At 57.6% G+C, this 25724-nt stretch carries 20 protein-coding genes and 1 pseudogene; 9 read left to right on the forward strand and 12 right to left on the reverse strand.

Going from position 1 to position 25724, the window contains the following annotated elements:
* Positions 1–53: 53 nt before the first annotated feature.
* Complete coding sequence (locus APA10_RS15115) at positions 54–230, forward strand: hypothetical protein (RefSeq protein ID WP_003629025.1); 177 nt, start codon at positions 54–56, stop codon at positions 228–230.
* An 80-nt stretch (positions 231–310) separates the two neighbouring features.
* Here APA10_RS15115 and APA10_RS06385 read toward each other — a convergent pair whose 3' ends face one another.
* From APA10_RS06385 to APA10_RS06400, 4 genes are all read right to left on the reverse strand, one after another.
* Positions 311–2071, reverse strand: coding sequence for a Hint domain-containing protein (locus APA10_RS06385; protein WP_035365706.1), 1761 nt, complete (start codon positions 2069–2071; stop codon positions 311–313).
* A gap of 415 nt (positions 2072–2486) precedes the next feature.
* Positions 2487–3404, reverse strand: a complete 918-nt coding sequence (ppk2, locus tag APA10_RS06390) for a polyphosphate kinase 2 (protein ID WP_012812584.1) — start codon at positions 3402–3404, stop codon at positions 2487–2489.
* Between the two features lie 55 nt (positions 3405–3459).
* Complete coding sequence (locus APA10_RS06395; RefSeq protein WP_003629028.1) at positions 3460–5073, reverse strand: inorganic phosphate transporter; 1614 nt, start codon at positions 5071–5073, stop codon at positions 3460–3462.
* A gap of 70 nt (positions 5074–5143) precedes the next feature.
* On the reverse strand, positions 5144–5368 hold the full coding sequence (locus APA10_RS06400; protein ID WP_174714296.1) for a hypothetical protein: 225 nt from the start codon (positions 5366–5368) through the stop codon (positions 5144–5146).
* 238 nt (positions 5369–5606) lie between these two features.
* Here APA10_RS06400 and APA10_RS06405 point away from each other — a divergent pair, with 238 nt between their 5' ends.
* The 5 genes from APA10_RS06405 to APA10_RS06425 all read left to right on the forward strand — a co-directional run bounded on the left by APA10_RS06405 (position 5607) and on the right by APA10_RS06425 (position 9825).
* Positions 5607–6602: a thiamine pyrophosphate-dependent dehydrogenase E1 component subunit alpha gene (locus APA10_RS06405; RefSeq protein WP_035365708.1), complete on the forward strand. Its 996-nt coding sequence runs from the start codon at positions 5607–5609 to the stop codon at positions 6600–6602.
* Positions 6603–6649: 47 nt separating this feature from the next.
* The gene (locus tag APA10_RS06410) at positions 6650–7678 is read left to right on the forward strand and encodes an alpha-ketoacid dehydrogenase subunit beta (RefSeq protein ID WP_003622424.1); all 1029 of its coding nucleotides are present in this window, start codon (positions 6650–6652) and stop codon (positions 7676–7678) included.
* A gap of 3 nt (positions 7679–7681) precedes the next feature.
* A complete protein-coding gene (locus APA10_RS06415) occupies positions 7682–8848 on the forward strand; it encodes an acetoin dehydrogenase dihydrolipoyllysine-residue acetyltransferase subunit (RefSeq protein WP_003629031.1) in 1167 nt (388 codons plus the stop codon).
* A 202-nt stretch (positions 8849–9050) separates the two neighbouring features.
* Positions 9051–9605, forward strand: a complete 555-nt coding sequence (locus APA10_RS06420; RefSeq protein ID WP_012812589.1) for an Hsp20/alpha crystallin family protein — start codon at positions 9051–9053, stop codon at positions 9603–9605.
* Between the two features lie 28 nt (positions 9606–9633).
* On the forward strand, positions 9634–9825 hold the full coding sequence (locus tag APA10_RS06425) for a hypothetical protein (RefSeq protein ID WP_012812590.1): 192 nt from the start codon (positions 9634–9636) through the stop codon (positions 9823–9825).
* A gap of 271 nt (positions 9826–10096) precedes the next feature.
* On the opposite strand, the gene APA10_RS06435 is transcribed toward APA10_RS06425, so the two are convergent.
* The 6 genes and pseudogenes from APA10_RS06435 to APA10_RS06460 all read right to left on the reverse strand — a co-directional run bounded on the left by APA10_RS06435 (position 10097) and on the right by APA10_RS06460 (position 17339).
* A complete protein-coding gene (locus APA10_RS06435; RefSeq protein WP_003622433.1) occupies positions 10097–11380 on the reverse strand; it encodes an NAD(P)/FAD-dependent oxidoreductase in 1284 nt (427 codons plus the stop codon).
* A 134-nt stretch (positions 11381–11514) separates the two neighbouring features.
* A complete protein-coding gene (locus APA10_RS06440; protein WP_003622438.1) occupies positions 11515–12570 on the reverse strand; it encodes a WD40 repeat domain-containing protein in 1056 nt (351 codons plus the stop codon).
* Entirely contained in the window at positions 12567–13571 is a 1005-nt protein-coding gene (locus APA10_RS06445; RefSeq protein ID WP_035365710.1) for a CobW family GTP-binding protein, read from the reverse strand. The genes APA10_RS06440 and APA10_RS06445 overlap by 4 nt, the downstream gene beginning before the upstream one ends.
* A gap of 87 nt (positions 13572–13658) precedes the next feature.
* Positions 13659–15076, reverse strand: a pseudogene (locus tag APA10_RS06450) (chloride channel protein).
* A 52-nt stretch (positions 15077–15128) separates the two neighbouring features.
* Entirely contained in the window at positions 15129–16094 is a 966-nt protein-coding gene (locus APA10_RS06455; RefSeq protein WP_003629038.1) for a cation diffusion facilitator family transporter, read from the reverse strand.
* 60 nt (positions 16095–16154) lie between these two features.
* A complete protein-coding gene (locus APA10_RS06460; RefSeq protein ID WP_003629039.1) occupies positions 16155–17339 on the reverse strand; it encodes a cation diffusion facilitator family transporter in 1185 nt (394 codons plus the stop codon).
* Positions 17340–17545: 206 nt separating this feature from the next.
* On the opposite strand from APA10_RS06460, the gene APA10_RS06465 reads away from it, so the two are divergent.
* Positions 17546–19204, forward strand: a complete 1659-nt coding sequence (locus tag APA10_RS06465; protein WP_003629040.1) for an NAD(P)/FAD-dependent oxidoreductase — start codon at positions 17546–17548, stop codon at positions 19202–19204.
* Positions 19205–19233: 29 nt separating this feature from the next.
* Here the strand turns inward: APA10_RS06465 and APA10_RS06470 are convergent, their stop codons facing one another.
* Complete coding sequence (locus APA10_RS06470; RefSeq protein WP_003629041.1) at positions 19234–20031, reverse strand: alpha/beta fold hydrolase; 798 nt, start codon at positions 20029–20031, stop codon at positions 19234–19236.
* A 249-nt stretch (positions 20032–20280) separates the two neighbouring features.
* On the opposite strand from APA10_RS06470, the gene APA10_RS06475 reads away from it, so the two are divergent.
* Both APA10_RS06475 and APA10_RS06480 read left to right on the forward strand, forming a co-directional pair.
* The gene (locus tag APA10_RS06475) at positions 20281–21096 is read left to right on the forward strand and encodes a universal stress protein (RefSeq protein ID WP_003629042.1); all 816 of its coding nucleotides are present in this window, start codon (positions 20281–20283) and stop codon (positions 21094–21096) included.
* A gap of 60 nt (positions 21097–21156) precedes the next feature.
* A complete protein-coding gene (locus APA10_RS06480) occupies positions 21157–23493 on the forward strand; it encodes a hypothetical protein (protein ID WP_003629043.1) in 2337 nt (778 codons plus the stop codon).
* Between the two features lie 90 nt (positions 23494–23583).
* On the opposite strand, the gene APA10_RS06485 is transcribed toward APA10_RS06480, so the two are convergent.
* Positions 23584–25554, reverse strand: coding sequence for an OPT family oligopeptide transporter (locus APA10_RS06485; RefSeq protein WP_035367375.1), 1971 nt, complete (start codon positions 25552–25554; stop codon positions 23584–23586).
* Positions 25555–25724: the final 170 nt, after the last annotated feature.

Below are 25724 nucleotides of genomic sequence, written 5' to 3' on the forward strand. Positions count from 1 at the left end.
TATGGGTCAGAAAACTCTTGCATAACGGACGGTAACCACAGAAGAAATCCGCGTTGAACGCACAGGGCCAGCCCGTGCAGGTGGTGCCCATTACCGGGCAGGGTAGCAACACGGTGGCTGGTAGCTGCGGCGCACTCAAGCGCGCCATGGTGCAGGCCAGTGAAAAAGCCGTGGCCCAGATTGGTAATGACTTTGTAACCAAAGTGGCAAATGGCCACGTGTTGAACTAGCACATGGCCAAAGGCACCCGCTAAAAGCAGGCAGGCCCAAGCTTATGCCAAGGGCCTGCATACCTTAATACGGTAGAAAATCAGGCAGAGTGTGCCTGTGTTTCTACTTCTTTATGGTCTTCCACAATGTAGGGGCCACCGGCCTGTACGGTCATGGAAAGCATGCCCATGTTGCCGTGGGTGAGGTACCCATCCAGCGGCAGCACGGCATTACCATTTGTCCATACGCAGCCTGCGGGTTCTGTGGCGTACCAACCCGCGGGTTTTTCAGCCTGCAAATGGGCTGTGATGATGTGCTTGTCATCGGCAGACAGAAGGTGAATGTCTGCAATGGCAACGCCCATGTAACGGCGGTCATCCACAAACGGGCCAATCACATCCGCCGGGCGGCTGGCGCGGGAGACAATGCGCACAGATTGCGTGTTGGGCGGCAGCATAAAGCTGTACTGGTGTGTGGTGCGGCGCATGGGGTGCACAATGGCGCCAGACTGCGTTACCAGATGCAGATCCGGATTTGTGGTTGTTTCAACAACTGCGGGGGCAGCGTGGCACCCGGCAACGCTGTTTTTGCGATAGTTCAGCGCATGGAACAGGGGTTCCACAAATGCGCGATCTACGCACAGTGGGGCTGCGGCATCGTGCGCCCAGCTTTTTGCGGGGGTGCTGCGGCCAATGCTTACAACTGTGCCAGACTGCTGGAAGGAGGCACGGTTGCCCGTATCCAGATAGCTTTCTGTGAGCACACCATTTGCCATGATGACGGCATGCTGCTCGGTTTCAATGTGGTAGTATTCGTAAGATGTAATGGAGGTATCATAGAAAATGGAACCACCATTTACCAGCATACGCGCGGGCACAAACTTGCCGTTAAAGAACAGGCAGTGTTCGGGCGTAATCAGCAGGTCTGTGCTGGGCACGTTGTCTGCCAGAGCATTGGCCAGAATGCGGATGGGGTAGGCGGCTTCATCCTGCTTCAGGGCGGTGTTGACCTGCACAGAGGCATGGCCTGCCCATGTTACGTGGCTGACTTCCTTTTTACCATCTGCATAAACGCAAACGGCATCACCAACCTGCATATCTTCAATCTTGCGCAGGCCTTCTGGCGTTTCAATCAGGGAGCCGGCAAGGAAGCAGTTGATGGTGCCTGATGTATCATCATATGTGAACCGGCTTGTATCTTCCCCAGCCACCAGAGTGACGGACTGAATGAGCACGTCGGTTGGGTCTGCCTTATTAACAACTTCGTACGTATTGTCACCCGTTGAAATCCATTCGAGAGCGATCTGGTTATCACCACGCCCACCGAATGAAATCCTATCGTTAGTTGAGAAATTAATGACAGTCCCGGCAGACCTCTGCCCACCATACAAACTAAGCGTATTCGGTATAGAGCTATCACGCACAGGCCAGAATGAGGTTATTGGCTCATAAGTAGCGCCATTTACTTGGACGCTAGCTTCCTTGATAATGACCGTAGCACCACTACCTGTTACATTCCCGGTGATATTTGCGATGAGGGAAGAAAACAGCACGCCGCCGCTATCGTTATCCAAGCTGACGTTGTTATCAACTGACAAAGTATCAGTGATACCTGAACCCTGAATGGTAAGGCCTGTTGCGCCAGAAACGGTAAGAGAACCGATTTCTGTAAATCCTGAAATAGTAATGGCCTGATTCTTGGTGGTGTCTGTATCAATCACCACGTCAGAATCTGATGTCGGAACACCATCGGACCAGTTGCCTGCGGTATTCCAGTTTCCGTCACCGGCAGCGCCAGTCCATGTATCAGTTGCCATAAAGCACCTCAAAAAAGTTAAGCAATTAGCAACATATAGACTCACGTCAGGATTCTGAAAGCATTTTTAGTTATATCAAAAGAAACAATACATAATGTTCTTATAAAATATACTTTATGGAATTGTTTTCTTTTGTTGAAGATAAATATAAAACATATAATTGTTTATATTTACAGTTTTTAAGTTAAGTTATTTATTATTATTGGCTGATATTTGAAAAATAAATAAATATAAAATTTATTTTATAAGTATTTATTACAAACGAATTTATGTTTGTTTGAGTTCGTTTTTATTTATTTTGGTGGTGTTGGCGTGGCTTTGTTGCAACACCAAAGAAAAGCCACATTTTTTCACGAAAAATTTAGTTTTTCTTTTGTAAAAGCAAGAAAAAATCTCGGAACATGTGAGTTCACAATTTAATAAAAACCGTGAACTCACAACACGTTCCTGCCCGCGCAGATTAGTAGATTTCGGGCACGATCATGGCGTCTGGTGTGGGCTGGCGTTCGTAATCAGCGTGATATACGCGCGGGGGCAGCACCACTTCGGGGCGGGGCACAGGTTTGTAAGGCACCAGAGAGAGCAGGTGGTTAATGCAGTTCAGGCGCGCGCGCTTTTTGTCCACGGCCTGCACAACCCACCACGGGGCTTCCTCGATGCTGGATTTTTCCAGCATGGTTTCCTTGGCCTTTGTGTAGGCTTCCCACCGGCGGCGGCTTTCAAGGTCCATGGGGCTGAGCTTCCACTGCTTCAGCCGGTCTTCCATACGGGCGCGGAAGCGGGCTTCCTGCTCATCATCGGTGATGGAGAACCAGTATTTCACCAGCTTGATGCCGCTGCGCACCAGCATGCGCTCAAACTCCGGCACAGAGCGGAAGAATTCTTCGTATTCTTCATCAGTGCAAAAGCCCATCACGTGTTCCACACCGGCGCGGTTATACCAGCTACGGTCAAACAGCACGATCTCACCCGCGGCAGGTAGGTGCGCCACATAGCGCTGGAAATACCACTGCGTTTTTTCACGGTCTGTTGGGGCGGGCAGGGCGGCCACGCGGCAGATGCGGGGGTTTAGCCGCTGGGTAATGCGTTTGATCACGCCGCCCTTGCCTGCGGCATCGCGCCCTTCAAACAGCACCACAATGCGCTGGCCGGTGGCCTGCACCCAATCCTGCAACTTCACCAGTTCGGTTTGTAGGCGCACCAGTTCCCGAAAATACTCACGGCGGAAGGCGTTTTCAGATTCGGAAATGCTGCCGTCCAGCCCGTCTTCCTGCAATTCCAGTTCTATTTCTTCGTCCAGGTCATCAATAATTTCCTGGCGCATCCGCTCACGTTCATGTTCTGCAGCGCGAAGGGTATCTGTTGCCTGATCTGTCATATCCAAGGCCCTCAAGCAAAGAGCGGGGCACTTTGGGGTGCCCCGCTCTGATTTATTAGAAGATGTGGCGGAAGATGAAGTAAAGCACGCCGCTGATCAGCATGGCGGCGGGCAGGGTTGTCACCCACGCCATGGCCATGGCGCGCAGGGTGGCCCATTGCAGGCCACCGCCACCGGCAACCATGGTGCCAGCCACACCGCTGGAAAGGATGTGCGTGGTGGAAACCGGCAGGCCATAGCGTTCTGCCAGGCCAATGGTGCCCATGGCCACCAGTTCTGCCGCAGCACCCTGTGCGTAGGTCAGATGGGTTTTGCCAATTTTTTCACCAACGGTGACAACAATGCGCTTCCAGCCCACCATGGTGCCAAGGCCCAGAGCCAGCGCCACGGCAATTTTAACCCATGTGGGAATAAAGCGTGTGCCTGCGTTAAGCTGGCCCATGAACTTGCTTAGCTCGGCACTTTCATCACCCGTAAAGCCGGAAACCTTGCCCATGTTGCGCACGGCTTCTGCCACCAGATACATGTCTGTGCGCACGTTTGGCACAGCAGCAGCCGGAATGGCCTGCAGGGAGTGATAGTTGCTAACAGACTGTGCAATATCATCAGACAGCACGCCAAGGGCGGAATAGATTTCCGGGCGGGCCACTGTTTTGGTGCGCAGCGCATCTGTTACCTGTGCGCGGGCTTCTTCTGCACTTGGCAGGCTTGGCGCGGCGGAGCCGTGCACTTCAAACACATGGGCGGCCTGCTGTGCGGTCTGCACAAAGGCGGGCATCATGTCATCTGGAATGGCGCGGTTAAGCGCATACGCCGTGGGGGCCGCACCAATAAGGATAAGCATGATAAGGCCCATGCCCTTCTGCCCATCGTTACTGCCGTGGAAGAAGGAAACACCCGTGCAGGTGCCCACCAGCAAACCACGGATCCACAGCGGCGGCGGGGCATCACCCTCTGGCGCGCGATACAGGGCCGCATTGCGGATAACCACACGCATCAGGATCAACATGCCCGCAGCCAGCACAAAGCCGCAAACGGGGGAGAACAGCAGGGCGGAAAACACCTTGCGCACCTGAGACCAGTCCACCCCATACAGGGCGCTACCGGCAGGAGACATCAGCTGGTTGGCAAAACCAACGCCCAGAATGGACCCCACCAGAGCGTGGGAGGAGCTGTTGGGAATGCCAAAGGCCCATGTGGCCAGGTTCCAGATAATGGCGGAAAGCAGCAGGGCAAAAATCATGGCATGGCCGGCACCGCTGCCAACCTGCAGGATAAGCTCTACTGGCAGAAGTGTAACAACACTGTACGCCACCGCCCCGGATGAAACCAGAACGCCAGCAAGGTTCCACATGCCAGACCACACAACCGCCACCAGCGGGGGCAGGCTGTTGGTGTAAATAACGGTGGCCACGGCGTTTGCCGTATCATGAAAGCCGTTTACAAATTCAAAGCCCAGCGCAATCAAAAGCGCCAGAGCCAGCAGTGCAAAGGCCCCAATGGCCATGCCGTTTTCACCAGCAGACCGCAGGTCTGCCAGAACACTATACCCTACAAAAACAAGAGCTGCCGCGACCACGCCCAGAAAGAACATGCGGAAGGCCTGATTGGTGCCTCCCTTCATGTTGGGGCGTGGTGCGGCAGCCGGACTCAGCAACGTGCCGGACATGGATTTTTCCTGACTGTCAATTTCACTCTATAGGGGAAAAGCAGACCTTTTCCCGTCCTGCTGTCAGGGTTCAGACGGCGTGGGCCGGCTTGCCGGCCACATGGGCCGCTGTAGCAGGGCGTGCACCTGCGCACACCTTGCGGCGTGCGGTATGCGGCAGGGCTGCATACGGGTGCGGGGTGCCGTTACGTTCCCACACATAGAGCAAAGTGGTGCGCCAGCGCTCACGCACGGCTTCACGCCACTTGGGCTTATGTGCATCGGGCTGCATTGCAGTAACTGGTTCAGCACACATTGTCTGCTTCTCCTCCAAACAGGATGAGCAGTCCTTTAGCCCCTTGCCGGACCATTGTGCGTGACGCTTTCATGACAAACATTGAGAACTGTTCGCAAAAGCGTGAGGCTAACTGCCTGAAAACACGTTATTATATTGAAATAGTAATATCACATATGCGTTAAGAACATAGATTAGCCCCTATAGGCCGGAACGCCGCCTTTCTTCCCTACGTTGGCACCCGTGTAACGCTGTGCAGATGTATGGAAAGGTCAGGCAGAACATGTCGGTTCAGATTTCAAGAGAAGCCCTGCTGCGTGCGTATCGGAGCATGCGTACCATTCGTGTTTTTGAAGAACGCCTGCACGTGGAATTTGCCACAGGAGAAATTCCCGGCTTTGTGCATCTTTATTGCGGCGAGGAAGCCTCGGCCGTTGGGGTGTGCGCCAACCTTACAAATAACGATACCATTGCCAGCACCCACCGTGGCCACGGGCACTGCATTGCCAAGGGCGTGGAAGTGGGCGGCATGATGGCCGAAATTTATGGCCGCCATACCGGCGTGTGCCGGGGCAAGGGAGGGTCCATGCATATTGCGGATCTTTCCAAGGGCATGCTGGGGGCCAATGGCATTGTGGGTGGCGGGCCACCGCTTATTTGCGGGGCAGCACTTTCGCACAAAACGCTTAAGGATAACGGTGTGGCCGTAGCGTTTTTTGGTGATGGAGCCTCTAACGAGGGCACCACGCTGGAAAGCATGAACCTTGCCTCCGTATGGCATCTGCCCGCCGTGTTTGTGGTGGAAGACAACGGATATGGCGAGGCCACAGGCGCAGCCTATGCCTGTGCAGGCACGCAAAAGGACAGGGCCGCCGGGTTTGGTCTGCCGTATTTCTCCTGCGAAGGGGATGACTTTTTTGATGTGTATGAAACAGCCCGTGCCGCCATAGATCACGCACGCTCTGGCGAAGGGCCGGTGATGCTGCATGTGCATCTCAGCCGCTGGTATGGGCACTTTGAAGGCGATGCCATGACCTACCGCAAGGCCGGAGAAGTGGCCGAGCAAAAGAAAGATCATGATTGCCTCAAAAAGTTTCGCGCCCGCGCGGTGGCGGAAAACCTGCTGCCCGAAGGCGATATGGATGAAATAGACGCCGCCGTGGCAGATGAGGTGGAAAGCGCGGTTGTAACCGCCAAGCAGGCACCATGGCCGCAGGACAAGGACCTGATGGCCGATGTGTATGCGCGTTACTAACCCCTCCACCAGTTTTTCAGTCACACAGGCAAACGGGAACCAGAACAATGGGTAAGAAAAGTTTCAGACAGGCCATTAACGAAGCCCTGCGGCAGGAAATGCGGCGTGACCCACGGGTGATTCTGATGGGGGAAGATATTGCCGGGGGCCGTGGCGGCACTGCGGGCATTACAGATGCCTGGGGCGGTGTGCTGGGTGTGACCAAAGGGCTGTGGGAAGAGTTTGGAGATGACCGCGTGCTGGACACGCCCATTTCCGAGGCCTCCTACATTGGTGCCGCGGCAGGTGCGGCCGCCACCGGCCTGCGCCCCGTGGCCGAGCTGATGTTTGTAGATTTTGTGGGCTGTTGTCTGGACCAGATCATGAATCAGGCGGCGAAGTTCCGCTACATGTTTGGCGGCAAGGCCACCACGCCGCTGGTTATCCGGGCCATGTATGGCGGAGGGTTTAGTGCGGCGGCCCAGCACAGCCAGGCGCTTTACCCGCTGTTTACGCATATTCCGGGGCTTAAGGTTGTTATCCCGTCATCACCGTACGAGGCCAAGGGCCTGCTGATAGAAGCCATCCGGGATGATGACCCCGTGATCTTCCTTGAAAACAAGGTGATGTATGATGATGAGGAAGATGTGCCCGATGAGGCCTACACCATTCCGTTTGGTGAAGCGAACGTTACGCGCGAAGGCGAAGATGTCACCATTGTGGCCATTGGCCGCATGGTGAGCATGGCCAACGCCGCAGCGGATGAGCTGGAAAAGCAGGGCATTGGCTGCACGGTAATAGACCCACGCACCACATCCCCGCTGGATGAGGAAACCATTTTGGAATCCGTATCCGAAACCGGCCGCCTTGTGGTGGTGGATGAAGCCAGCCCGCGCTGCAACATGGCGTGCGATATTTCTGCCCTTGTGGCGGAAAAAGCGTTTTTCAGCCTCAAGGCACCTATCCGCCGCGTGGTGCCACCGCATACGCCGGTGCCGTTTTCCACCCCGTTGGAAAAGCTGTACATGCCGGATGCAAATAAAATTGCAGCTGCGGTGCGCTCCATTACTTCCAGCCAGAAACAGAAGGTTGCATAAGCCATGCCCAACACCATTACAGCCCTCACCATGCCCAAGTTCGGTTTGGCCATGACAGAAGGCAAGCTGGCATCATGGACGGTGCCAGTTGGCCAGAGCGTGCAGCAGGGTGATGAACTGGCGGATATTGAAACCACCAAAATTACCAGCAGTTATGAAAGCCCCGCCGCAGGTGTGCTGCGCAAACAGGTGGCAGAGGCGGGGGAAACCCTACCCGTAGGCGCGCTGATTGGCGTGTTGGCCGATGCCGAAACGCCAGATGTGGATATTGAAGCCTTTATCAAGAACTTTCATGCCGAAAACCCGCAGGATGCCGCCGCCACGCAGGATGCCAACGCCGGGGAACCCAAGCCGGTAACAGTGGGGGAACACACGCTGAATGTGCGTGATGTGGGCACACATACGGGCACGCCCATTGTGCTGGTGCACGGTTTTGGCGGAGATATCAGCAACTGGCTGCTCACGCAGGATGCCTTGGCCGCAGACAGGCGCGTGATTGCGTTTGACCTGCCGGGGCATGGGGCTTCCTCCAAAAACGTGGGCACAGGCACGCTGGCGTTTTTGGCCGGTGTGGTGAGCGAATTGCTGAAAACCCTTAAAATAGAAAAAGCCCATGTGGTGGGCCATTCTCTGGGGGGCGGCATTGCGCTGATCCTGCTGCGAGACCACCCCGATCAGGTTGCCAGCCTGAACCTTCTGGCCCCCGCCGGGTTGGGCAAGGATGTGAATTCAGATTTCATCAGCGCGTTTGTGGATAGTGAAAGCAGCCGCGATATGAAAGCTGTTTTGCAAATGCTGGTGCATAACAAAGCCCTTGTGGGCCGGAAGATGGTGGATGCCGTGCTGCGCGCCCGCAGGCTGGATGGCGCGCGTGATGCCCTGCACGTTATTGCCAAGGCGTGCTTTCCCAACGGGCATCAGGCGGATGATCTGCGCCCGGTGCTAGCTGGGGCGGAAACACCCACCCAGATTTTCTGGGGCAAGGAAGATGAAATTCTTTCTGTTTCCAACGCATCCGGCCTGCCAGATGTCATTCCCGTAACAGTGTATGAAGAAACAGGCCATCTGCCGCAGCTTGAGTGTGCAACAGATGTCAACAAAGCCATTGCCGTGTTTGTAAAAGACCCCGAAGCCGCGCTGAGCATGGCCCGGATGGACGCTACAGCCTAACCCCCAAACTCTCCCCAATATGCCCGATCATGCAGGTGCCTTCTATACGTAAAGTGTAGAGGGCATCTGCATATTGTTTGTTAAAAACGCTGCATTGTTCTTTAGATATGGGAAGCGATGTTATGACATGCACGCATTTCCGGCACGCTGAATCAGGGTATGTAAAATTGATCTGGATCAAGGGAGGGGCGATCAGAAAGCGGTGATACTCCTAAGCGTGATCACAAGGGTGCCGCGTGCCGGGCCCTTGTGCCAGAACAAGGAGGATAAAATGACCAGTTATGTGAATACGGGCCGCTCCCCAGTTGTGCGCGTTCCTGTTGGCACTGTACGGGTGGCAGATCCGTTTTCTGTTCTGCAGCGGCAGATGAGCCGTTTGTTTGAAGATTTTAAAACACCAGAAGGGGCCGCAGCAGCCACAAGCCGCTTGGGCGCCACCGATATTACAGAAAACGCCAGTGCCTACGTGGTTGCCACGGAAGTGCCGGGCTGTTCTGAAAATGACATCAAGCTGGGCACAGCCAACGGGCTGCTGACCATTAGTGGCGAAAAGAAAAAGCCAGAACTGGAAGAAGGCACAAAGCACCACGTTGCAGGCCGCCAGTTTGCCGCTTTTGAAGATTCCTTTGCCATTCCTGAAGATGTGGACGTGGATAAAATTTCTGCCACCATCAAAAACGGTGTGCTGACAGTAACCATGCCCAAGAAAGCGGAAGCCAAACCGGCAGAACGCCAGATTGCCATTAAGGCAGGCTGAAAAAACAGGCGGGGGGTTTAACCCCGCCATGAAAGATAGATTGATGAGCACGAAAAATAAAACGGTACAGATCGACAGCACCAAATACGAAATGCTGGGTGTTATCAATGATGGTGACAGCAAGGTGCGGTTGAAAGATAGCGCAGGCAAGGTGGAGGAAATGACAAGTGATTCCTTCATTACTCTGCTGAATGAAGGCAAGGCTAAGTATCTGGACTAATCAGATAGCCGGATAGAAAAGCTGTTGGCACGGCAGGGTGCATAAAGGCCCGCATTGTGGGGTTTATCCAACACACAAAGCAGGCGCTTTAAAAATACAGGGGGCAGGCAGGATGCGGTGAACCTGTCTGGTCTGGCTCTTATACGGGTGGGCCGCCCCTGTGTGGCAGGTTTGCGTTATCAGGTTCCCGCACTGGCTGATGTTTTAAACAGGCCGGTGCGGGAATGCTTTTTTATAAACCGCGTATTTATGGGCGGTGTTAAGTTTTAGCTTAGTCCATCCGCACGGGTGGGCGCACAAAGCCATCCAGCCAATCCGTAAAGCAGGCAATCATGCCGCGGAATGGCCCGTACAGTTCAAACTGATGTTGCCGGTACAGCGCCATATGGCCAAGCCGTGCGCTGAGGCCGTGCATAAAGCCGCCGCCGAAGGTTTTGCCATCTGCAAAAGCGCCCCAGCCGTTGTAATCCCCCAAAGCCACAATGGCCCCACGGTTTTTGAACTTAAAGGCGGGCACGGGCTTTTTGTTAAAGATAAAGCCCGGCAGATAGCGTGCCAGATGATGTGCCTGCTGGCGGGCCACCTGTGCGGTGGGGGCAAGCGGGCTATCGCTAATAAAGGCGCAATCGCCCACAGCAAAAATGCTGTCATCCAGCGTGGTCTGCAAATTGGGGCGCACCAAAAACTGGCCACCACGCCCACATTCCAAACCATCCATCTGGCGCGTCACATCCGGGGCTTTTACGCCAGCCGCCCAAACGCGGAACTGCGCATCCACACGGGTGCCATCTTTAAGCATAAAGCCGTGCTCGTCCGCACCGCTCACCATTGTGCTGGTGAGCACTTTGATCTTGAGCGCTTCAAGCTGCTTTTGCGCGGCGGCAGACACGTTTTCGGGGAAGGCAGGCAGAATACGCGGCCCGGCTTCCAGCAATGTGACGCGCATTTCCGGCGTAACAGGCGTGAAGTTGTAAAGGGAGCCAATATCCAGCGCCTTGTGCAGTTCTGCCGCAAGCTGCACGCCCGTGGCGCCACCGCCCACAATGGCAATATCCAGCGGAGAACCCCGGCCATAGGCCTGAATAACCGCATGGCGGAAGCGCTCGTTAAAGTTATTGGCTTCTACAATGTTGTCCAGGAAGATGCAGTTTTCCACCACGCCCGGTGTGCCAAAATCGTTCGCGCGGCTGCCAATGGCAAAAATCAGCACATCGTAATCCAGATACCGCTCATCCAGCAGCACCTCGTGGTCTTCTTCTTCCAGCGGGGCCAGCTTCAGGCGCTTGGCGGCGCGGTCTATCCCGGCAATTTCACCATAGCAAAAGCGGAACCCATGCGCCGCAGCGTGGGAGATAAAGGTGATGCGGTCATTCTCGTTTTTGGCCGTGCCCGCGGCAAAGCAGTGCAACATGGGCTTCCACACATGGCTGAAGCCCTTGTCCACCAACGTAATATCCAACTTGCCGGAGCGCCCAAGGCTGTTGCCCAGCCGCGTTGCAATAGCCATGCCTGCAACACCGCCGCCAACAATAACCACCCGAAACCGATCACTCATCCCACAATATCCCCCTTGCTCCGCACCATGCGGTGCGGAGGAGTGCCGTGCAATCCACTACTTGTTGATCTCACGCACCCGTTTATTGTGTTCTACCGTGGTACGCGCCGTTTTGATGACCGAAGCTAGCGTAATCAGGAAGCGGCTAAATCCACCACACCAATTACACCTTCCTCGGTGCCAAAACCCAGCGTGCAGCCATCTGGGCTATAGGCCAGCGCCGTAATGGCCCCCGCCTTGCCCAGTGATACGGGCAAAACCCGCTGGGTAGATGGTTCCATCATTACAACGGTACCATCCGCAAAGCCAGCGGCCACAACCTCCTGCTCTGGGTGAAAAGCCACGCGGGTGCACAGCGCACCGCCTGCGCCCGGCAGTTCCATGGGCGGTTTGCCCATGGGGCCACCCCCAAAGAACGGCCACATCACAACGATGTCAGCCCCGCTGGTGGCCAGCCATTTGCCGTTTTTGGAAAAGGAGAGCGAGCGCACCTTGGTGGGGTAGCCGCTCATGCGCATGTTGTGGCCATCGGCCAGCCGCCAGCCGTGCAGGTCATTATCCTGCATGGCGGTTACTACGGCATCACCCGCCGGGTGCATGGCAATATCAAGGTGGCTGCCTTTCCATTCCAACTGGCGGGGCTTGCCATCCTTGGATTGGGTGAACCACACGGAAACACCATTGTAGTGCGAAACCGCAATGCGCTTGCCTTTGGGGTCAAACACAATGCCGCCCACGGTGGTGGGGTGTTCCAGCGTGCGGGTTACGGTGCGGCCCGTGGCATCGCGCAGTTCCACATTCTTGCCAGCAGCGGCGGCAATCACGGCAGATTTGGCATCTACATAGGTGGCAATATGCTCCACCCAGCGGCGGCCCTTGCCCAGTTCCTCAATCTCGCCAGATGGATCAAGGCGGCACAGGCGGCCATCATCACCACCCGTTAAAAAGCAATCGGGCAGCGTATCGGCAGAAAGGGAAAGGGCAGGGCCATCATGCACGGCATAGGTGTTCCATGCCTCCGGCGTAAGCTGGTCTTCACGGTGCACCACCACCACATCACCTTCACCGGTGGTAAAGGCAAAGCGGCTGTTATCCCGCGTGGCGGCGCAGGCGGTAATTTCACCTTCCACCTTGATGTGTGCACCACGTTTTTCAATAAGGCCGCGCAGGGTTTGTGTCTCGGTGCTCATGCGGCAATGCAGCTTTCAAGCCCGCGGCGCAGCTGGGGCCGGTTAAGGTTGCGACCAATGAACACAAGGCGGCTTTCACGCGGTTCATCTTTCTTCCACGGGCCGATGTTGTCTCCATCTGCCATCATGTGCACGGCCTGAAAGGCAAAGCGATCGGGCTGGCCTGCAAAATCCAGAATGCCCTTGGTGCGCAGGATATCGCCGCCCTTTTCCTGCAACAATGCGCCAATCCATGCCTGAAAGCGCCCGGCATCCAGCGGCTGCTTGACGGTAAGGGAAACGCTGGTGATATCCCCTTCATGGTGGTGTTCTGGCGTGTGTTCCAGAAAATCCGGGGTGTTCTCCAAAACGCGTTCCAGATCAAACCCGCCACGGTCCATCACGTCGGTCAGCTTCACGTTGCCTTTTTTGGCGGGGTAGATGGGCGCTACGGCGTTAATCTTGCGGATGGCATCTTCCACCGCCTTTAGCTCGGCGGCATCTACAAGGTCTGTCTTGTTCAGGATAATTACATCCGCAAAAGCAACCTGTTCGTGCGCTTCGGGGCTGTCCTTCAGTGTGGTCAGGAAGTTGCTGGCATCCACCACCGTTACCACGGCATCCAGCTTGGTTTTTGCGCGCACGTCTTCATCGGCAAAAAAGGTCTGGGCCACGGGGGCGGGGTCTGCCAGGCCGGTGGTTTCTACAATAATGCCATCAAACTTGCCGCGGCGTTTCATCAGCCCGTTCAAAATACGGATCAGGTCTCCGCGCACGGTGCAGCAGATGCAGCCATTGTTCATTTCGAACACTTCTTCATCTGCATCCACAACCAGATCGTTATCCACGCCCAGTTCGCCAAACTCGTTAATCACCACGGCGTATTTGCGGCCGTGTTCGGCTGTGAGAATGTGGTTGAGCAGCGTGGTTTTGCCCGCGCCCAAAAAGCCGGTCAGCACGGTAACCGGTATGCGGGTATCAGCCGCGGCGGCGCTTGCAGGCGCTGAAGATGCGTCGGACATCGGGAATGAACCTTTCCAGTACAAACAACTGTTGCAACATATAGGGTGCCAGAGCGCTCTAGGCCAGAACCCAAGCCCAGAGGCACATCAGCTCTGCTTTGAGGATGAGGCGCGGCGTGCGGTATCTGTGGCCGTTACCACGGATGCGCTGCTTTGTTTGGGGGCAGTGGTGCGCACAAAACGCACGGCCAGCGCACCATACAAGGCATGGCTGCACAGGGTGCGGGATACACCAAAGGCCAGAAAGGCGCTGGCCAGCAGGGCAAGGGTGATCTGCTGGTTATCGCACATCTCCATCACAATCACCGTGGCGGTGAGGGGAGACTGCGTAACCGCGGCAAAATAGGCCACGGTGCCCAGCCGCCCATGCCCGCCCCAACGGAAAGCGAGGGCGCAAACAGTCCGCCGGGAATGCCCGAACAGTAGGATACAATGGTGGCCAGCAGTTTCAGCACAAAAAATGAGGCCGGATACTGGTCAGACCCCATAATGATGTCACGCGCCTGCACGTAGCCTGTGCCGTATGTCATGCCGCCAGAAATCAGCCCGATAAAGGCCAGCACCAGCCCGCACAGGGCGGCAAATGCCACCGGGTGGCGCGTAATGAATATGCCAAAAGCCCCCGAAATACCGCGAGACATGCGCACCAAAAGGGCAGAAAACCCACCCCCACACAGCCCGCCGATAATGCCGCAGGCCAGCACGGCCAGCCAGCTTGTGCCCACCGGCACGGAGGAATAGGTGTGCCCGAAATAAGTATAGTTGCCCACAAGGGCGATAGCCGTAACACCAGAGATGACCACACAGGTCAGCATGGTGCCGCTGGTGCGTTGCTCGAAGGAATGGGCCAGTTCCTCAATACCAAACACAATACCAGCCAGCGGAGTGTTAAAGGCGGCGGCCACACCTGCGGCCCCTCCGGCTTTAATCAGCGCACGTTGGCGGGTGAGGTCTGTAATGCCCATGTAATGCCCCACCGTGTGCATGATGGAAGCACCCACCTGCACGGTTGGCCCTTCTCGGCCAATAGAGGCGCCAGAAAGCAGGCCAAGGCATGTCAGCAGGATTTTGGCAAAGGCAATGCGCAGAGAGAGCACTTTATCAACAATGGTAATGTTGTTGAGGTGCATGCACGCAATGGCCTGCGGAATACCGCTGCCCTGTGCGCCCCTAAACCATGTGCGCGTCAGCCACGTAGAAAGCGCCAGCCCACCGGGGGTAACCAGCAGCATCAGCAGCGGGCTTATTTTTAAAATGTGGTCGCGCACATGGGCGGCGGCATCGGCCAGCGTGGCAAAGCCTACGGCCACCACACCCACCATAATGGCGCCAGACCAGTAAATAAATTTTCTGCGCCAGTTTACGGTGCCCGCTTTGGCATGTTCTCGCAAATGACGAAGGGATTCAGTCGTGGGGAACACGCTGGCGGGCATGGGCGGCATCCGTAAAGGCATAAAGGGCAGGAAAAAAGGATGCAGCCGAGTGTAGCATTTCATGCACAACATGAAAGAGGCGATGTTCTTTATTGCCGAATATTTATGGCAAGCACCGCTTTTATTATGCGTGGGCTCCAGTATCGGGCAGGGCATCGGGTGCGGGGCAGGCTTCTGCCGGGCCTTTCCAGAACACAATGCCCTCGCGCTTGGCGTGCGTGTCTGGCTCAACATGAATATGCACCAGCGTGCTGCCCATGCTGGCGCGCAGGGCGGCCTCTATGCGGTCACAGATATCATGCGCGGTGTTTACACTCATGGTGCCGGGCACAACCAGATGGAACTCCAAAAACGTTACAGCCCCCACAATGCGGGTGCGGATATCGTGCGCCTCAATTGCCCCTTTGCCGTTGGCGGCAATAATGGCGCGAATTTCATCCATTGTTTCGGGTTCGGGTGCTTCATCCATCAGCCCGGCAACAGATTCGCGCATCACTTCCCAGCCCACGCGCAGCACGTTTATAGCCAAAAGCCCTGCCAGAATGGCATCCAGCCGCACCCAGCCGGTAAGTGGAATAAGCGTAACACCCACCACAAGGGCAACGCCTGTCCATACATCGGAGAGCACATGCTGCCCGCCTGCCACCAATGCGGGGGAGCGGCGCTTTTGTCCCACCCGCAGCATGATAAGCCCCCATGCCAGATTCACCATGGTGGCCAATGCGTTCAGCCCCAGGCCAAGCCACGGGGCCTTGGGTGGGTTGGGGTGCAGCCAGCCATGCACGGCTTCATCGCCAATTACAAAAGCTGTCACCACCACCAACGCGCCTTCTGCCACGGCAGAAAGATATTCCGCCTTGTGGTGGCCGTAGGGGTGGTTGGTATCTGCGGGCAGTTCGGCCACGCTGAGCGCCCACAGCCCTCCGGCGGCGGCTACCACGTTAATGATGGTTTCTAGCGCATCGGCATACAGGGCAATGCTGCCGCTGGTGGCATAGGCAGCATATTTCAGCCCCAGAGCAACAAAGCTGACACCAAGGCTGACAACAGCAATCCCGCGATTGCTGGAGGGAAGGGGAAGTTCTGGCACGTAAAAAACAACTCTGGCTGGCGTGGCGGCGTAAAATGCGCGGGGGCGCGGGCTGGCGTATCAGACAGTATGTGGGTCTGTTAAGGCGCAGGAGGGGGCGTAATCTGCGGCTTCTATCTGCAAGGTGGGGTGCACAATGCCAAACCGTTCACGCAGGGCGGCGGCGGCTTTTTCCAGCAGGGCGGTATCATTGTCTGCTACGGGGGCGGAGGTGCGCACCAGATGCACCGTCAGCGCGGTTTCCGTGGTGCTGATGGGCCAGATGTGCAGATCATGCAAATCCGCCACACCGGGCAGCGTGCGCAAGAAGCCCTCCACGGCCCCGGCATCCACCGTGCGGGGCACGGCATCCAGCGCCATATCCAGCGAATCCCGCAGCAGGGACCACGTGCTGGCCACCACCACAACGGAAATGGCAAGGCTTATGGCGGGGTCTATCCAGTTCAGGCCTGTCAGCAACACCAGCCCGCCCGCTATCACCACGGCAAGGGAGGTAACGGCATCTGCCATAAGGTGCATGAAGGCCGCGCGAATGTTGAGGTCTCCCTTCTGCCCGGAGGCAAAAAGCAGGGCGGTGGCGCCGTTCACCACAATGCCAAGGGCGGCCACAATCATCATGGTTTTGCCAGCTACGGGGGCGGGGTCAAACAGCCGGGTTATGGCCTCCCACGCCACGCCGCCCGTTACCAACATGAGCACCAGCGCATTGGCCAGTGCCGCCAGAATGGAAGACCGGCGCAACCCATACGTAAACCGCAAAGAGGGTGAGCGTTGGGAAAGATGCTGCGCCATCCATGCCGCGGCCAGTGCCAGCACATCGGAAAGATTGTGCCCCGCATCGGCCAGCAATGCCAGCGAGTGTGAGAAAAAGCCCCACAGCGCCTCGGCCACCAGATAAAGGCTGTTGGCCGCAATACCTATGGCAAACGCCTTGCCGAAGGAGGAAGGGGTATGCACATGGGCGTGCCCAAAACCGTGGCTGTGCCCGCAGCTTGTGCCTGCTGCATGGTCATGCCCGGCGTGATCATCACCATGCGCATCATGGGCGTGGTCATGATCTTCCGCGCTGCACGCATGCGTATGGGTGTGGGCATCTGCTGCGTGATCATGCCCTGCGGTGCAGGATTCTTCTGCATGGCTGTGCCCGTCTGTCTGGCCCGGCGTGTGGTGCGCATGACCACAGGCAGAACCCGCAGGCTGGGAAGGTGGCGTATGATCGTGCGGCGAAGGCATGGAAAGGCACATTCCTGAATGAATGGGACACGAATAGCCGGGGAGGGTGCAAGCTAACAGGACCAACCCGGTCTGTCTTATTTATGTCTGCTAAGAAAGGCATGGAAGGGCAACATCTTTTTTGTGACCCACCAAGCCAATATTGCGCCACACGGCGGAGCGGCCTAGGGAAAGAGCAGATTTTTTTCACGGCTGCTTGAAAGGTAAGGGCACAGCGCATGCTCCGACTGACCGAATTACGGCTTCCGCTCGACCATTCGCCACAGGCACTGGCACAGGCCATTTGTGAGCGGCTGAATATCAGCCCAGATGCGCTGGAGCATTATAGCGTGTTCAAACGCGGGCACGATGCCCGCAAGCGCGTGGCTATCAAGCTGGTTTATGCCGTGGATTGCACCGTGAAGGACGAGGCCGCCGTGCTGGCGCGTTATCGTGCAGCCCACCCCAAGGATAACCACGTGCAGCCTTCCCCCAACATGGAGTGGGTGCCCCCCATTACCAATGGGGCGGAACTGGCGGCAAAGCCTGGATACAAGCGCCCTATTGTTATAGGTGCCGGGCCGTGCGGGTTTATGGCCGCCCTTGTGCTGGCCCGCATGGGCCTGCGCCCGCTGCTGCTGGAACGCGGCAAGGTGGTGCGTGAGCGCACGGTGGATACGTTTGCCCTGTGGCGCCGCTCTGAACTGACGCCAGAAAGCAACGTGCAGTTTGGTGAAGGCGGAGCCGGAACCTTTTCTGACGGCAAGCTGTACAGCCAGGTAAAAGACCCGCGCTTTTTGGGCCGCAAGGTGCTGGAGGAGTTTGTAAAGGCTGGCGCGCCGGAGGATATTCTGTATCTGGCCCACCCGCATATTGGCACGTTCCGCCTTGTTTCCATGGTGGAGCACATCCGGCGCGAGGTAGAGGAAGCTGGTGGGGAATACCGTTTTCAAACCCGTGTGGATGGGCTGGTGCTCAACCCGCAAACCCGCGCGGTAGAAGGTGTGCGCACGGCTGATGGGGAGGTTATAGACTCCGACCACGTTATTCTGGCCGTGGGCCACAGTGCGCGTGATACGTTTGCCATGTTGCAGGCCGAAGATGTGGCCATGCAGGCCAAGCCATTTTCCATTGGGGTGCGCATAGAGCACCCGCAATCTGTTATAGACGTGGCGCAGTTTGGCCCCAGTGCGGGTAATGAGCTGCTGGGTGCGGCGGAATATCGGCTGGTGCACCATGCCAGCAACGGGCGGGGCGTGTATTCCTTTTGCATGTGCCCCGGCGGTACCGTGGTGGCGGCAACCTCGGAAGAAGGGCAGGTGGTTACCAACGGCATGAGCCAGTATTCCCGCGCCGAGCGTAACGCCAATTCCGGCATTGTGGTGGAACTGCGCCCCGGTGTGGATTACCCCGATGACCCGCTGGCAGGCATGGCCTTCCAGCGCCAGTGGGAGCGCAAGGCGTTTGAACTGGGGGGCAAGGATTACCGCGCCCCCGCCCAGCGTGTAGGAGATTTTCTGGCAGGCCGCCCCTCCACCACGTTGGGGGATGTGGTGCCATCTTACAAACCGGGCGTCACCCCAAGTGATCTTTCAAAATGTCTGCCGGATTTTGTGGTGGAAGCCCTGCGTGAGGCCCTGCCAAAGTTTGACCGCAAGATCCACGGTTTTGCCATGGAAGATGCGGTGATGACGGGGGTTGAAACTCGTACGTCCTCACCCTTGCGTATTCCGCGGAATGAGGTCGGGCAGTCCATCAACACGCCGGGCCTGTATCCGGCGGGTGAAGGGGCTGGTTATGCGGGCGGTATTCTTTCCGCCTCCATGGATGGCATTCGCATTGCCGAGGCCGTGGCGCTGGATATGGCGGGCAAGCCCGTAACGCTGCCGCCACGCTAAAAACTGGCGGCAGTGCGTGCTGTGTGCCGTTAGGCCGTGGTGGCGTTTTCTGTCTGGGTGGCAAATTCTTCCACCAGTTCCATAAACCGGCGCGGGGCATCTGCATGCACCCAATGGCCTGCGCCGTTAATGGTTTCCAGCCGATAATGCGGGAACAGGTGGCGCATTTGCGGGTAATTGGTGGGCTGAATATAGGGTGATGTTTCCCCCCGAATAAACAGTGTGGGGCCGCTATACTGCGCGCTGGCGGGCAGGGTGGGCCAGCCCATCATGGCGGGCATGCCAGCCAGAATATCGTGCATGCCAATGGCCCAGCCGGGGTTATCCCCCATGCGGATGTTCTGGATCATCAACTGCCGCACGGCATCATTGGCAATAAGTGGGCGCAACAGCTCATCCGCGCTGCGCAGGTCCAGATGCGGGGGAAAGGCCAGCTTATCCAGCCCCGGTGGCAGGTCCATGCGGGCAAAGCCGCCCTGGCCGGGGGCAATATCCACCACCAGCAGGCTTTGCACGGCCTGTGGGTGAATGAGTGAGAGCATCATGGCAGTTTTGCCACCCATGGAATGGCCCAGCACCATGGCTTTTTGCATGCCATAATGGTGCATGGTTTCCAGCACATCCTCCGCCATGGCGGGGTAGCTCATGGGGCCGTGGGGGCTGTTGCCGTGGTTGCGTAAATCCATTGCCAGTGTCTGGCGGGTGGCGGCCAGCTTACGTTGCACAAAACCCAGATTGCGCGCGCGGCCAAACAGCCCGTGCAACAGCACAACCGGCGGCAGGGTAGAGGGGGCATCGGGGCCGCGTTCAATCACGTTCAGCAACACGGTGGCCGTATCCTTTTCTTGCGTAAGGGCTGGTGTAATTCTTGCGGTTGTGCCGCGCTTTGCCCCGAAATGCGAGAGGGGGCGGCATGTTTTTTCTTCACCTTCCAGAGAGAGGGCAGGCGTGGCACAGTTGGGGGGATGGGCAACCCTTCAGCCGGCAGGCACGTTTGGTGCGGATGCTTTCTGGCGCTGGCCCACCATAGGTGTGCGTGGTGACACGCCACAGATAAGAAAGGGAGAGCGCAGGCAATGCAGAGATGTCTTGTTATTCTCAGCCAGCAGGATCAGGCGGAAGTGCTGCTTAATATGGCGGCACAGTTTCTGGCCCGCGTAAATGGCAACCGTATGGATGTTCTGGCCGCGCGGGAGCCACCCACGCAGGTGCTGGGCAATATGGGCCTGACGGATGAAAGTGCCGCCGTGCTGCGTGAAAACCAGCGTGAATGGGCCGATAGCCTGCACACAATTTTCCATCGCTGGCTGGCGGAGGAATATGGTTCTGGCGCAGAGCGGCTGAACAAGGTGGAAGTAAACTGGCTGGACCCCGAAATTACGGTGGACAGAATTATCAGCGGTTATGGCAAGGATGCTGATCTGCTGATTATGAACTTTCCCGATAGCCGGGATAGTGACCAGAAAAAACTGGCCACCCGTTCAGCCATTTTTCAGACAGGCCGCCCCGTTCTGTTTGTGCCGCCATTTTGGGACCGCCCAAGTGGAGACCATATTCTGATGGCATGGAAGGATACAGATGGCTGCCGGAAGGCGTTTGCCTCTGCTCGTGTGCTGCTGGCGCAGGCCAAGCAGGTGGATGTGCTGCAAACGCCGGATTCCCCCATGCCCATGGATATCCTGCCCGGCATTACGCCCGAACGGGTGGAGCTAAAACCAAGTGATGATGCCAGCAAGGCTGCACAATCCATTCTGGATGAGGTCGATGCCCGGCGGGCGGATCTGCTGGTGATAGGCGGGTATCAGCACAACATGCTGTATAACCGGCTTATGGGCAGTGCTACGGATTACATTCTGGGCCACCCGGATGTGCCGGTCTTTTTGCAGCACTAACGCACATACAAGGGGGCGTATTGTGTAGGAATACGGCCTCCCCTTTGCTAAGGCGGGCATATGCCCGCTTTTTCTTTTTCTGCCCGCCATCGGTTTTGTGCACATTGGCCCGTGTGGCACGTGGTTGTGCTGGTGCTGCTGCCTGTGCTGGTGCATCTGCCAGAACTGCTTGGCCCGGCCCTGTGGGGGGGGGCAACGTCAGACCCCATTTCCGTGCTTTCGGCAGGTACGCAAACACGGCGCAACTGGCTGGAAGGCGGTATTCTGCCCGGCCTGCCGGGGTGGATAGATGGCTGCGCGGGCGTGATTGTGCAGGCACTGGGGCACTTGGCCGCGGCAGACTGGCGGCATGGTATTTTGCCGTGGTGGAACCCGTATAGCGGTGTGGGCATGCCGCTTGCGGGGGAGTATCAGCCCGGCGCGTTCTTTCTGCCTTTTGTGCTGCTTCTGGGCCTGCCCGGTGGTCTGCTGTTTCTTAAAATTACGCTGCAAATTCTGGCAGGTTTTTGCATGTACGCCCTGCTGCGCAAACTGGGGATAGATGCGCGCGTGGTGTTGGTGGGGGCTGTGCTGTGGGCGTTTAACGGCACGTTTGCATGGGCATCGGATGGGCCAAGCCAGCCGCTGGCCTTTTTGCCGCTGGCCCTGCTGGGGGTGGAGGTCTTGCGCGGCACAGCACGCGGCTGGGCCGGTGTGCGTAACTGGAGCATTCTGGCCCTTGGCTTGGGCGGCATGGTGCTTTCCAGCTTTCCCGAAACCGCGTTTTTGCAAGGCACGCTGGTATTGTGCTGGGCACTTTTGCGGTTGGCGCAACAGCCTGCGGAGGCGCGCGCACCGTTTGCCGCCGCCATTGCGGTTGGGGGCTGCACGGCCCTGCTTCTGGCAGCCCCGCAGCTTGTGGCGTTTGCCACCTATCTGCCTCATGCGTGGGTGGGAGACCACGCAGCGGGTATTTCCATCACCCAGCCCATAACGTGTTGGGCTATGGCGCTGTTTCCCTACATCAATGGCCCCATCTTTTACGGCCCGGCCTCTCGGTATGAGGCATGGTGGAGTGTGGGCGGATACTGGGGCGTTTTGCTGCCATTTTTGGCCATTCTGGGCCTGTGGGGGCGAAGGGAGCGGGCCGCGCGCATATTGCTGGCGGCCTATTTTGTGGCGTGTGTGGGCAAGCAGGCCAATCTGCCCGGCATAGCCCAGCTTGTGGATATGATACCCGGCATAGCGCTGACGTTTTTCCATCGCTTTTGCTACCCGATGGAGGAAATGGCGCTTCTTCTTCTGGCCGCCTTCGGGCTGGATGATGTGTGCCGCAATGTCGCTATTCGGTCAGGCGCGGAGGGTGCCAAACAACGCACCAAAAGCTGGTTGGCAACAGCATGGCCCGCACTGTGCGCCGGAGGCGTTCTGCTGCTGGCCACCTATGCCGTATGGCGCTGGAACGCCCCCGCACGGGCGGATTTATGGGGCTTTACGCAGGGGCCGGTATCTTCGCGCTTTTATGCGTTTGGTTCCATGCTGGCCGGTGGTGTGTTGGTGGCGTTGTGCCTTGCCGCGTTGCTGCTGCCCATTCTGGCGCGGTGGCGGGTGACAGTTCTGGCAAGTGCCGTGGTGGCAGAAGCGCTTTTTCTGTTTTGTGTGCCGCTGTTATCTACCCGCAGCGTGTTGCCCATAGATGCCACGCTGATAAACACCATGAAGGCCCAGATCGGGCTGAACAAGTTTGTTTCCCTCGGCGGGTTGGCCCCCAATTATGGCGCGTATTTTGGGTTGGCCTCCATCAACCACAACGGCGTGCCCATGCCTGCGGCGTGGATTGCCCGTTTGCAGCATGATTTTGGCCCGAACCTCAACCCCGTGACGTTTGATGGCATTACGCCCAACACCCCAAATGGGCACTTCTTTTTGCAGGATGTGCTGGGCCAGAGGCCGGAGGTGCTGGAACGTTTGGGCGTAGCGTTGGCCGTGGTGCCACACGGTATGGAACTGCCGGGCCAGCAGGAGGCACCAGCCGAAAAACGTCTGCAACTGCTTTACAGCAGTGCGGCGAATGATCTGTACCGCCTACCGCATCCCGCCCCGTATTTTGAGGCGCCCGAGAACTGCGAGATCCAGCCGCTTTCTCGCACCGCACTGCGCACAAACTGCCGCACGCCTGCCACGCTTATCCGGCACGAACTCATGCTGCCCGGCTGGCACGTGCGCATAAACGGGCAGGAGGCTGCCCTTGGGTATGAAGAAAACCTGTTCCAGCGTATCACTTTGCCAAGCGGGCAGGCGGATATTCGCTTTTCCTTCACCCCACCCGGCATGGTGTGGGGGTGGGCAGGGCTGGTGTTTGGGGTGGCCCTGCTGGGGCTGGGTTTTGGGCGTGGGCGGAATGAGGAAAACGCCTGATCCAGACATCCATCTTTGCCCAAGGTATATCTTGAAGGGTGCTTATGTGCGGTGTTCCAGACAAAGCCACACATTTTGCGCGGGCAGAGTTTAACGGCCCAGTGCTTCGGCTTGCAGGGTTTTGCGGGCAAACCACCAGCACGCAGCCCCAAAAGCCGCAACGCCCAACACAGGCGGCAAGCTTTGGGGCACATATTGTGCGATGGAGAGGGCATCATCCTGCCCCAGCGCACCAGAAAGCACGGCCAGCGCCACGCCTGTCAGGCTTTCACCCACAATAAAGCCGGAGGCCAGCATGGTGCCAATGGCGGCGTTGGAAGCAGGTGCATCCTGCGCGGTTTGCGCCCTGCGGGTTTTGATATGGTGCTTTAGCCCCCAGCCCAGAATGGCCCCAAAAGCCAGCGTAATGCTGACAGAGGCTGGCAGATACAGCCCAACCGCCACACCCAAAGGCGGCAATGCCATATGGCGGCGGCGCAAAAGCTGATCCACCCCCACCAGAACAGCCCCCAGCACCATGCCGATTGAGAGCATGCTCCAATCCAGCGAGTGCGTGAAAATGCCATTGGCAATCATGGCTATCAGCGCGGGCTGTGGGGCAGAAAGCGCATGTGTGGGGTCCATGCCCGGGCGGGGCATGGTGCCAGCAAAACCATAAGCCTGATAAAGCAGGTTCAGCACGGGCGGAATAACCGCAGCGCCCACCACGCAGCCTACAATCAGCGCCACTTCCTGCTTCCACGGTGAGGCCCCAACAAGCTGCCCGGTTTTAAGATCCTGCAAGTTGTCGTTGGAAATAGCTACCGTGGCGGTAATGGCCGAAAGCACTAAAATGGTAAAAGCCGTGGCCAGCTTTTGCCCTTCTGCCATCATGCTGGTGGGGGCAAGGCCCAAGGCTTCCAGCGCCAAAATCATCAGGGCGGAAAGCACAGCGCCAATAATGATAATGCCCGATATGGGGGAGGAGGATGAGCCCACAATGCCCGCCATATAGCCGCAGGCAGCGGCCATAATAAAACCGAACACAATGCAAAACAGCACGGCAGCGGCCACAACAGGCCAGAACCCTACCGCAACAGGGGCCAGAAAATACGCAAACAGCCCGGCCAGCATGGCGGCAGAAAGCAGCAGCAACAGCCCCATGCTGCGGCCAGACATATCGCGCTCGGCATCGGGTACCAGCGTTTGGCCACGGCCTGCAAACATGGCGCGCAGGCCACGCAGCACAGGCGGCATAAGCTCCACCAATGTCCAGAGAGATGCCACAGCAATGGCACCCGCCCCAATAAAGCGCACCTTGTGCAGCCACACATCATGCGCAAAGGCGGCAGGGGCCAGATGTTGCGGGTTGGGCAAATGGGCCGTAAGCCACGGCACACCCATACCCCACGCCAAAATGCAGCCCAGCAGCATGGCCAGCCCGCCTGCCAACCCCACCAGATAGCCTGCGCCAACCAGTGCAAGGGAAAGCCCGCCGGAAAACTGAAACACCGCTGCCCCGGCCGAGGCCGTAAGAGTAAGTGTATCTGCCAAAAGCCGCAGCCCGGCACTGGCGAATGAGAAAAGCGTGGCAATAACGCCGCTGCCAATAAGGGCGCGCAGCCCTTGGCTATGGCCTTTTTCTGCCCCGGCGCGCAGAATTTCTGCCGCAGCCACGCCCTCTGGGTAAGGCAGGCTGCTTTCCGTTACCAGCGCACGCCGCAGCGGGATGGTAAACAGCACGCCCAATATGCCCCCGGCGAGGGAAAGCCCCGCCGTTTGCCAGAACGGAAAGTTCTGCCAATACCCCGCCATCACCAGCCCCGGAAAAGTGGCAAACACGCATGAAAGCGTGCCCGCTGCCGAGGCCTGACTTTGCACCATGTTGTTTTCCAGAATGGAGCCACCACCCAGCATCCGCAGCACCGCCATGGAAATAACCGCTGCCGGAATGGAGGAGGCAAACGTAAGCCCGATACGCAGGCCCAGATACACGTTGGAAGCTGTAAAAACGATGGTGATAAGCGCGCCCAGTATAAGCCCGCGCAGGGTGAGTTCTCGGCGGGTGGGGGATGGCGTCATGCTGGGGCCTCGGGCTGCTGCTTGGTCTGGCAAGGCGGCCCGATGGGTGCATGTTCAGGACATGCGTGGCGCGTGGGGCTGCCCCGTCTGGTTTGTATATGCTGCAAGCATTACGATGGACGGGGCAGTTTGTCTGTACCGCAGTGCCCTTATGGGGCACAGAAGGCGGG

The sequence above is a fragment of the Acetobacter pasteurianus subsp. pasteurianus LMG 1262 = NBRC 106471 genome (genome assembly GCF_000285275.1).
GTDB classification, from domain to species: domain Bacteria; phylum Pseudomonadota; class Alphaproteobacteria; order Acetobacterales; family Acetobacteraceae; genus Acetobacter; species Acetobacter pasteurianus.